The following is an 8,935-nucleotide window of genomic DNA, read 5'->3' on the forward strand; positions in this document are numbered from 1 at the left end:
TTTTATTTTGTCTGAGTGCTAACGATAGTGGCTAACTTGATTGTAAAACGCGGGAGCGCTTTTTTATGTGGGTTTCAATAAATTAATGATGAAATCGTCGCTAATACGGTTGTGTTATTTACGTTAGCAATGAAACTTTACTGAATGCACACCGCAATTTTACCGCAATTTTACTGAAAATAGCGCTGATCTTTACGTCGAGGCCTTAGAATCAGAGATGTTCTAAGGATGACAAGACGAAAGGAAGAACAACATGAAGAAATCCGCACTGATCACGTTTGCACTGACTTTTACGACTTTTGCCACTTTACTGGCAGGCTGCGGGGGAAGCTCTAGCGCCAAAGACGCAGATGCCGCTGCCAAGTCTTCATCTAGCGCACCAAAATCAGCGAAGGTCGTTGCAGTCGGGTCCACGGCTTTACAACCCTTAGTGGAACAAGCGGCCTCGGCTTATCAAGAAGACCACCCAGAAGCAAAAATCACGGTGCAAGGTGGCGGTTCCGGTACTGGGTTGAGCCAAGTGGTTCAAGGCGCAGTCACGATCGGGAACTCGGACATTTTTGCTGAACAAGGCAAAGGCGTCGACGCGTCTAAGCTTGAAGATCATCAAGTCGCTGTCGTCGGTATGGCACCAGTGGCCAACAAAGACGCCGGGGTGAAGAACTTGTCCATGAGTCAACTGCGCGACATTTTCACTGGGAAGGTGAAGAACTGGAAAGCCGTCGGCGGGGCTGACAAAGCGATCACTGTGGTCAACCGGGCGCAAGGTTCTGGCACGCGCGCTACTTTTGAAGCCGCGGTGCTTGAAGGCAAGTCCGCGATGACCAGCCAAGAACAAGACTCCAACGGCGCCGTGCAAAAAATCGTGGCCACTACTCCTGGTGCCGTGTCATACTTAGCGTTCTCTTACATTAAAGACGATGTGCAAGCTTTGTCTGTGGACAATGTGAAGCCAACGCCTGAAAATGTGGCCACGAACGACTGGAAGATCTGGTCTTATGAACATATGTACACCAAAGGCAAAGCCGATGCTGGTGCGGCAGCGTTCTTGAAGTACATCGACTCTGACGCCGTGCAAAAGAGCTTAGTGACCAAGTTAGGTTACATCTCCATTCACGACATGAAGGTGCAAAAAGACGCCAACAACAAAGTGTCTAACAAGTAGCTTGTCGTGAAATCCCAGCATTTGTCGGCTTACCCCTTGCCGGCAAATGCTGTTTTTTTGAAAGGAGCGCACCATGCCAGAAATTTTGAATCGTGATTTACACCGGTTGAACCATTTATTTGAAGACATGGGGCTGAACGTGTCGGAACAAATCGATTTGGCCACGAAAGCTTTTTTGAACGTCGATTTCGATGCCGCCCAAAAGGTGATCGACCGCGATGTGACCATTAATAATGATAAATTACATCTTGAAAAGCTGATCATTCAAACCCTCGCCTTGCAACAACCGGTTGCCTCAGATTTTCGCATCGTGATGAGTATTTTGAAAAGTTCAACCGATTTGGAACGCATCGGCGATCATGCTGTTGGGATCGCGCGGGAAACGAAGGCTGCCAGTCGCGAGCGCATCGCTGCAATCGATCAGGTGTTGACGCACATGAGCACCACTGTTCGCAATATGTTGGAACAGATCCTCACCGCCTATCTCAAAACCGATGTGACGTTAGCTGAACAAGTTGCTGGACGTGATTTAGAAGTGGATCGTGATTTTGTGACAGTGCGCAAATTGACCACGCAAAGTCCGGAGACTGATGGCGATTTGATCGCCAGTTACTTATTTGTGTCGCGCTTGCTCGAGCGCATCGGCGATCATGTAGTGAATATTGCCGAATGGATCGTTTACAACCATACTGGCAAAATTGTCGAACTCAATCTCGGCAAACAAGACCGCCGGAAAGCTGAGGGCGTCAGCGATGCAGCTACTGATTAAAATCGGCGCACTAATCCTGGTGGCCTTGGTGACGTACTGGGCGATGGCAGGGACGGCTGAATTAAAAATCAAACGCCGGCGACGGACTTAATGGTTAACGACTGAGACAAACAAAGATAGGGATCAACGATTGAGATGCAATCGTTGGTCTATTTTTGTGCCAAAGATTTCTCAGTCCCTAAGCCAAATCAATGGTGGTCAATTGACTTAGCGCAAAATCAACCTTAGGACCTATGCAATCATTTCGCGTTGCAGGCATACTATAGTTACACAAGCAAGCCAACTGTTGAGCCTGCACAATCGTAGTTGATTATCTGGAGGTAAATCTCATGAATGAACGTGAACGGATCCTTGATTTGGTCAAGCAAGGCGTGATCACCAGCCAAGAAGCCTTAGTCTTATTAGAGAATCTCGACAAAGCCAAAACGGTAGTCGATTCCCGTCAGGCCGATACGGTGCAACCTGATGTTGACCAAAACACCCAAACTGAACAACCTGATGAAAACCAAAATGAAGCTGAATTATCAGCCTTAAATACGCAAATTGCTGAAGTCGCTGGTTCACTAGATGCCGCTACGGCTCAAGACAAAGCCATCGCGGCTAAGATTTCTGCCAACAATGAACAGATCATCGTGTTAGATACGATGGAAGATCTGGACACCTTGACCGAAGCCAAGTATCAAGAACGCGGCGACTTAAAGCAAGAAAACAACGAACTCAAAGCCCAACGCGAAGCCTTAGCGGCACAAATCGATCAATATAAAGATCAGCTCGCTGATCTCAACCGTCAAAAGCGCGCGTTGACCAAGCAGCATTTTACCGACAAAGTCTTACCAGACGATTGGCAAGATCAAGCCAAAGATGCCTTGAATGACTTGGGTAAAACCATGGAATCGGCGGGCAACCAGTTCACCAACTTATTCAAGAAAACCATGAACAATGTCTTAGACAACGTGGATTGGAAAGACGTCACCGTGAAAGTGCCAGGATTGGCGACTGAGAAGTTCAACCATACCTTCACTTACCCAGACACCCAAGCCTCGGTGCTGGACCTGAAAGTGGCCAACGGGGATGTGACGTTGCGTCCTTGGGATCAAGAAGATATCCAAGTTGACGCCACCATCAAGTTATTTGGTAAAATGGATGGTGCCACGCCGCTGGAATCGTTCTTAGATCGCAGCCACATCGACGTCAACGATGATCATTTTGTTTTCCAAGTGCCAAACCGTCGCGTCCAAGCCGACTTGATCATTTCCTTGCCACGTCGCACTTATGATCACGTCAATGTGCGCTTGCTCAATGGTGGCGTGCAAATGCAAGATCTCAAAGGCAAAGACTTCTACGTCAAAAATGCCAACGGCGATTTGAGCTTTGGCAACTTGACGGCCACAATGTTGGAAACGCAAGGGGTTAACGGCTCCTTGAAAGTCAACGGTGGCGACATTCATGATTTGATGTTTGAAACCGTCAATGGCGATATCAAGTTGCACACCACGCCGAAAAAGGCGAACTTGCAAACTGTCAACGGCACGGTGCGTTTGACCTTAGATCATGACTTCGACCAGTTGACGGCAAGCTCGGTCAACGGTAATGTTAAACTTGCTGCGCCGCAAAGTGTTGCCTTATCTGGTGATGTCAAAACCCGCTTTGGGATGGTCAAGAGCCGCTTGTCCAACCAAGATGTCGAACCTAACACCAAACATGTGACCTTGGATCGTCCAGGGACTGGTGTTGGTCATGTTGAAATCACCACTACCAGCGGCAACATCCAATTAAAAGATACTGATAACGCCTAAATTTTTTGAAGGAGAACGCCTATGCCTTTCTTATTGATTCCCATTTTTTTAATCATCATCGGAGTCGTGATGCTTTGCGTCATCGGGCTGGTGTTCGGCTTGATCCACATTTTGTTTTGGCCGATCGTGATCGGCTTGTTGATTTGGTGGCTAGTTGGCCGCTCTGATCATCATGACCATCACCACTATCGCTATCGCCAAGCCCGGCATCAACGGACCGACTGGCAAGATGGCTTGCATGAACGCAAAGCCGCTCGCAATGTCCATGAAGAAAAGCAAACATCCCACCATGATGATGATTGGAGCGATTTTTAGTGAGTTTCTTTCGTAAAGTTTTACTGACCACGGTGGTCTTCATCGTTTACGCCCAATTCTTTCCCAGCCAATTGTTTATCGCCAGCTGGGGCACCGCGTTGATTGGCGCCTTAGTGCTCGGCGTGTTGAACGGTTTGGTGAAGCCGGTGATCAAGTTCTTCTCATTTCCGCTGACGATTTTGACGCTGGGCTTGTTCCTGCTTGTGATCAACGGGTTCATGTTAAAACTCATGACCGTGTTCGTGGCTGGCATCAGTTTCTCCGGCTTTGGCGCAATGATGTTGTTGGCCATCGTGATCAGTATCGTGAATACGTTGTTTGACAATCGCGACTATTAATGGAAAGCCTGACCGTAGTGGTTGGGCTTTTTTATGGTAGTAATCTGGAAACGGTTTCCAGCAAACCCTGTTCAGAATGCCAGTTAGATGATAGAATTAAAGATAACTATGGAAGGACAGGTGGAGCCGATGGCAGATAGCGTAACCGTCGCACAGTTAGTCGCAGACACAAAGTTAGACGTATTCAGCGGAGAAGAAGACCTCAAAGATCGCAAAGTTGTGGTCAGTGATATTTCCCGGCCAGGTTTGGAATTGACTGGGTACTTCAATTATTATCCGCATGAACGCTTGCAGCTTTTTGGCCGCACAGAAAATGCCTTTGCTGGCAACATGTCCAGCGAAGAACGCCTCACTATCCTCAAGCGTATGTGTGCTGACGATACGCCAGCGTTTATCGTGTCACGCGGCATGGCCCCATTAAAAGAAATGGTCACCGCGGCCCAAGCAGCCCACATTCCAGTGTTGACGTCGAAGTTGCCAACGACGCGTTTATCCAGTTTGATCACGGATTATTTGGATGGTCGCTTAGCTGAACGTCGCAGTATGCATGGCGTGCTGACGGATATTTACGGCTTAGGGGTATTGATCACTGGGGATTCTGGCGTTGGGAAATCTGAAACGGCGTTGGAATTGATCCAACGTGGGCACCGCTTGATCGCTGATGATCGTGTCGATGTTTATCAACAAGATGAACAAACCATCGTTGGGGAAGCGCCGAAGATCTTATCTCACTTGTTGGAAATTCGCGGTTTAGGCATTGTCGATGTCATGAACTTGTTTGGGGTCGGAGCGGTGCGTGAACGCACCAGCATCGATTTGATCGTGCATTTGGAAGCCTGGTCACCAGATAAGCAATTTGATCGCTTAGGTTCTGGCGAACAATCACAACAGATCTTTGATGTGGCTGTGCCGAAGATCTCGATTCCAGTTAAAGTTGGGCGGAACTTGGCTTCCATCATCGAAGTGGCCGCCATGAACTTCCGTGCGAAGTCCATGGGCTATGATGCCACCAAGACTTTTGAAGCCAACTTGAACAGCTTGATCCAATCCAACTCAGAAGAATAATGCACGTTGAGAACATGACCATGCGTTATGTTCTCTTTTTATATTCGAGAGTTGTGCTGTGACGATGCGACCAAATGAGGTGCGCCAACGCGTTGAGAAAGTCTCTGTGCGGGAAGGGGTCACGGAGGTGAACTGGACAATTGCCTGTGGCAGTGAAATCAAACAAGACGCTGGGCTTTGGCGGCTTGCGCAGATTTCACCGGCAAATATTGAAACGGAGTGGTTTTCTCCGGTTCAATATTTAGACGGAAGAACATCGGCGTACTTTGCCGATTTCTGTAGTCGGCCGCACCGGCAACTTGTCCAGTTCACCGGAGTGACGCCTTACCCTTGGAGCACCACCTCACAGTCTGACCTTTTTCGTATCGCGATGTGTCATCAGGCTTAGGACTGTCGGCAAACGTCCTTGGTTGTGATAGACTATAAAAAGCACAATTCAATTCGTGAATAAAAGGAGTTTGCCATGTTTGCTGCGTTAAATCCGATCGCATTACAACTCGGCGGCCTTGAAATCCATTGGTATGGCGTGATCATCGCCTGCGGGGTTTTGCTAGCTGTTTGGTTGGCCATGAAAGAATCTGTTCGTCGCGGAATTTCCGACGATCATATTTTAAATTTGGTGTTATGGGCGCTACCGTTTGCTTTAATCGGTGCGCGGACCTATTATGTCGCTTTTGAATGGCCGTACTATGCGCAACATCCCAGCGAAATCATTGCTATCTGGCATGGCGGCATCGCGATTTATGGGGCGCTGATTGCCAGCGTCATTGTCTTTTTGGTTTATTGCCGCGTCAAGTGGTTGCCAGCTTGGTTAGTTTTAGACATTGCGGCACCCACTGTGATGATCGCCCAAGCCATCGGTCGTTGGGGCAACTTTATGAACCAAGAGGCTTTCGGGGCTAAAACCACTTTGGCTTACTTGCGCGGGTTGCACTTACCAGAATTCATCATTCAACAAATGAACATTTCCGGCGCTTATCGTCAGCCGACATTTTTATATGAGTCGATGTGGAATGTGGTCGGGTTTATTTTGATCATGAGCATTCGCCATCATCAAGGCTGGTTCAAGCAAGGCGAGATCTTCTTGAGCTATGTGATGTGGTATGCATTCGGCCGCTTTTTCGTGGAAGGTATGCGGACGGACAGTTTATACTTGATCCCAGGCTTACGAATCTCCCAAGCCTTGTCCATCGTGTTGTTCGTGGTGGCTCTCGGCTTGTGGATCTATCGCCGTCATCAAAATATCGATTGGTATTTAGATGGTGACCCGTTAGCAAAGGTCAATCAATAAGGAGAAATCAATTCTTGAGTAAAAAAATTGCAGTACTCGGTGCCGGTTCTTGGGGTTCCGTTTTAGCAAACTTGCTAGTCGAAAATGGTCATGACGTCGCCTTGTGGACGCATGATCCTAAGCAAATTCCAGAAATCAATGAGCAACACACTAACGCGCATTACCTTGGCGATTTCAAGTTCCATGAAGCGTTGCACGCCACTGCCGATTTAAAAGAGGCCGTGGATGGGGCTGATGTGATCTTGTTCGTGGTGCCAACTAACGCGGTGCGCTCAGTGGCAGAACAAGTGAAGCCATTACTTGAAGCCAGCGGTTCAAAGCCGATCATCGCCCATGCGGCCAAAGGCTTGGAACGTGGTTCTAAAAAGCGGGTCTCACAAGTCTTGGAAGACGTTTTGCCTGACGCCTTACATTCTGGCATTGTGGTCATTTCTGGCCCAAGTCACGCAGAAGATGTGGCAACCAAAGATATCACCACGTTAGCGGCTGCTTCAAAGAGCCTGGCCGCGGCCACTGCGATTCAAAAGTTATTCATGAACGACTACTTCCGCTTGTACACCAATCAAGATGTGATCGGCGTGGAACTCGGTGCCGCTTTGAAAAACGTTATCGCGATCGGCGCCGGTGCTTTACACGGCTTAGGTTACGGCGATAACACCAAAGCGGCTTTGATGACGCGGGGCTTAGCCGAAATCACGCGTTTAGGCGTGAAACTGGGTGCTGACCCAATGACCTTTATCGGCTTGTCTGGGGTGGGCGATTTGATCGTCACGTGTACCTCAGTGCATTCGCGTAACTGGCAGGCCGGGAATGGCTTAGGCCAAGGTCAAACCGTTAAAGAAGTCCTGGATAACATGGGGATGGTCGTTGAAGGGTACTCCACGGCTAAAGTCGTCCATGAACTTGCTGGGGACTTAGGCGTTGAAATGCCGATTTCTTCTGCGATTTACCACGTGTTATATGAAGATGCACCGATCAAGGAGGTCATCGCTGATTTAATGAAGCGTGCGGGTAAACCAGAATTTGATTTTCATATTGAAAAGTAAGTGGTTGATTTAATCAATTGCGTGCGTTACAATTAGCTTACGAAAAGAAAGCAGAGGTAAGACATTATGGCGAAATCTTATGATGTGATCGTGATCGGTGCCGGCCCTGGTGGGATGACGGCAGGGCTTTACGCATCACGCGCCAATTTAAGTGTGTTGATGTTAGATCGTGGGATCTATGGCGGTCAAATGAACAACACCGCCGCCATCGAAAACTACCCCGGCTTCAAGTCGGTGTTAGGCCCAGACCTCGGTCAACAAATGTATGATGGTGCCACGCAATTTGGTGCCGAATATGCATACGGCAATGTCACCAGTTTAAAGACTGATGGCAACACTAAAATTGTTGAAACCGACGACGGGACTTACACGGCCAAAGCGGTGATCATTGCCACTGGCGCAGAACACCGTAAGTTGGGGATCCCTGGCGAAGAAGAATTCTCAGGCCGTGGTGTGTCCTACTGTGCCGTATGTGATGGCGCCTTTTTCAAGAACCGTGAAGTGGTCGTGATCGGCGGCGGCGATTCTGCTATTGAAGAAGGCACTTACTTGGCTGGTTTGGCAAGTCACGTGACGATTGTGCACCGTCGTGATTCCTTGCGTGCTCAAAAGATCTTGCAAGATCGCGCTTTTGCCAACGACAAGATCAGCTTCGTGTGGAATGCTAACACGGAAGAAATCCTCGGCGACGATAACAAAGTCACCGGCGTGCGTTACACCGATAAAGTGACTGGCGAGTCTCACGTGATCCCAGCTTCTGGTGTGTTTATCTATGTCGGCATCATGCCTTTGACGGATTCCTTCAAAGACGTCGACATCTTGGATGAAAACGGCTGGATCCCAACTGACGAACTGATGGCCACTCGCGTTCCTGGTATTTTTGCCATCGGGGATGTCCGCGCTAAAAAGTTACGTCAAATCACTACTGCTGTTGGTGATGGCGGCCAAGCCGGCCAAAGTGTGTTTGATTATATTCAAACGCTGCAAGACGCCGATTTAAAAGTTGAAGCTTAATTTAAAGTAGTCGAGATCGTGAAGGTCTCGGCTGTTTTTGTGCCCAAAATCAGTTGCACAATTCTTCTGAAAAACGTTTATGGCTCTTCGTCAAGTAGAGTTGATATATTTTTGACACCGCACCTAGACCGAAATT

General features: G+C 48.4%; 9 protein-coding genes. All 9 read left to right on the forward strand.

Annotation, left to right across the window (positions count from 1 at the left end; translation table 11 throughout):
• The first annotated feature begins 253 nt into the window (after positions 1 to 253).
• The 9 genes from FD01_RS04350 to trxB all read left to right on the forward strand — a co-directional run bounded on the left by FD01_RS04350 (position 254) and on the right by trxB (position 8,799).
• Positions 254 to 1,165: a phosphate ABC transporter substrate-binding protein gene (locus FD01_RS04350; RefSeq protein WP_056962815.1), complete on the forward strand. Its 912-nt coding sequence runs from the start codon at positions 254 to 256 to the stop codon at positions 1,163 to 1,165.
• 73 nt (positions 1,166 to 1,238) lie between these two features.
• On the forward strand, positions 1,239 to 1,934 hold the full coding sequence (gene phoU, locus FD01_RS04355; protein ID WP_054718844.1) for a phosphate signaling complex protein PhoU: 696 nt from the start codon (positions 1,239 to 1,241) through the stop codon (positions 1,932 to 1,934).
• A 329-nt stretch (positions 1,935 to 2,263) separates the two neighbouring features.
• Positions 2,264 to 3,730, forward strand: a complete 1,467-nt coding sequence (gene liaX, locus FD01_RS04360) for a daptomycin-sensing surface protein LiaX (protein ID WP_056962817.1) — start codon at positions 2,264 to 2,266, stop codon at positions 3,728 to 3,730.
• A 21-nt stretch (positions 3,731 to 3,751) separates the two neighbouring features.
• Complete coding sequence (locus FD01_RS04365) at positions 3,752 to 4,045, forward strand: hypothetical protein (RefSeq protein ID WP_054718847.1); 294 nt, start codon at positions 3,752 to 3,754, stop codon at positions 4,043 to 4,045.
• Positions 4,045 to 4,383 (forward strand): phage holin family protein, encoded by a 339-nt coding sequence (locus tag FD01_RS04370; protein ID WP_054718850.1) that lies wholly within the window; start codon positions 4,045 to 4,047, stop codon positions 4,381 to 4,383. The genes FD01_RS04365 and FD01_RS04370 overlap by 1 nt, the downstream gene beginning before the upstream one ends.
• 129 nt (positions 4,384 to 4,512) lie before the next feature.
• Positions 4,513 to 5,448 (forward strand): HPr(Ser) kinase/phosphatase, encoded by a 936-nt coding sequence (gene hprK, locus FD01_RS04375; RefSeq protein ID WP_054718853.1) that lies wholly within the window; start codon positions 4,513 to 4,515, stop codon positions 5,446 to 5,448.
• Between the two features lie 463 nt (positions 5,449 to 5,911).
• Positions 5,912 to 6,739 carry a prolipoprotein diacylglyceryl transferase gene (gene lgt, locus FD01_RS04380; RefSeq protein ID WP_054718857.1) on the forward strand — a complete coding sequence of 276 codons (828 nt, stop codon included), beginning with the start codon at positions 5,912 to 5,914 and terminating at the stop codon, positions 6,737 to 6,739.
• 14 nt (positions 6,740 to 6,753) lie between these two features.
• Positions 6,754 to 7,785 (forward strand): NAD(P)H-dependent glycerol-3-phosphate dehydrogenase, encoded by a 1,032-nt coding sequence (locus FD01_RS04385; protein ID WP_056962819.1) that lies wholly within the window; start codon positions 6,754 to 6,756, stop codon positions 7,783 to 7,785.
• Between the two features lie 66 nt (positions 7,786 to 7,851).
• Positions 7,852 to 8,799: a thioredoxin-disulfide reductase gene (gene trxB, locus FD01_RS04390; protein ID WP_056962821.1), complete on the forward strand. Its 948-nt coding sequence runs from the start codon at positions 7,852 to 7,854 to the stop codon at positions 8,797 to 8,799.
• Positions 8,800 to 8,935 lie beyond the last annotated feature (136 nt).

The organism is Lacticaseibacillus manihotivorans DSM 13343 = JCM 12514 (assembly GCF_001435035.1).
Classification (GTDB): domain Bacteria; phylum Bacillota; class Bacilli; order Lactobacillales; family Lactobacillaceae; genus Lacticaseibacillus; species Lacticaseibacillus manihotivorans.

Coding starts and splice junctions, on each gene's coding strand:
- trxB (WP_056962821.1), top strand. CDS start 7,852: ATGGCGAAATCTTATGATGTGATCGTGATCGGTGCCGGCCCTGGTGGG.
- hprK (WP_054718853.1), top strand. CDS start 4,513: ATGGCAGATAGCGTAACCGTCGCACAGTTAGTCGCAGACACAAAGTTA.
- FD01_RS04365 (WP_054718847.1), top strand. CDS start 3,752: ATGCCTTTCTTATTGATTCCCATTTTTTTAATCATCATCGGAGTCGTG.
- liaX (WP_056962817.1), top strand. CDS start 2,264: ATGAATGAACGTGAACGGATCCTTGATTTGGTCAAGCAAGGCGTGATC.
- lgt (WP_054718857.1), top strand. CDS start 5,912: ATGTTTGCTGCGTTAAATCCGATCGCATTACAACTCGGCGGCCTTGAA.
- FD01_RS04350 (WP_056962815.1), top strand. CDS start 254: ATGAAGAAATCCGCACTGATCACGTTTGCACTGACTTTTACGACTTTT.
- phoU (WP_054718844.1), top strand. CDS start 1,239: ATGCCAGAAATTTTGAATCGTGATTTACACCGGTTGAACCATTTATTT.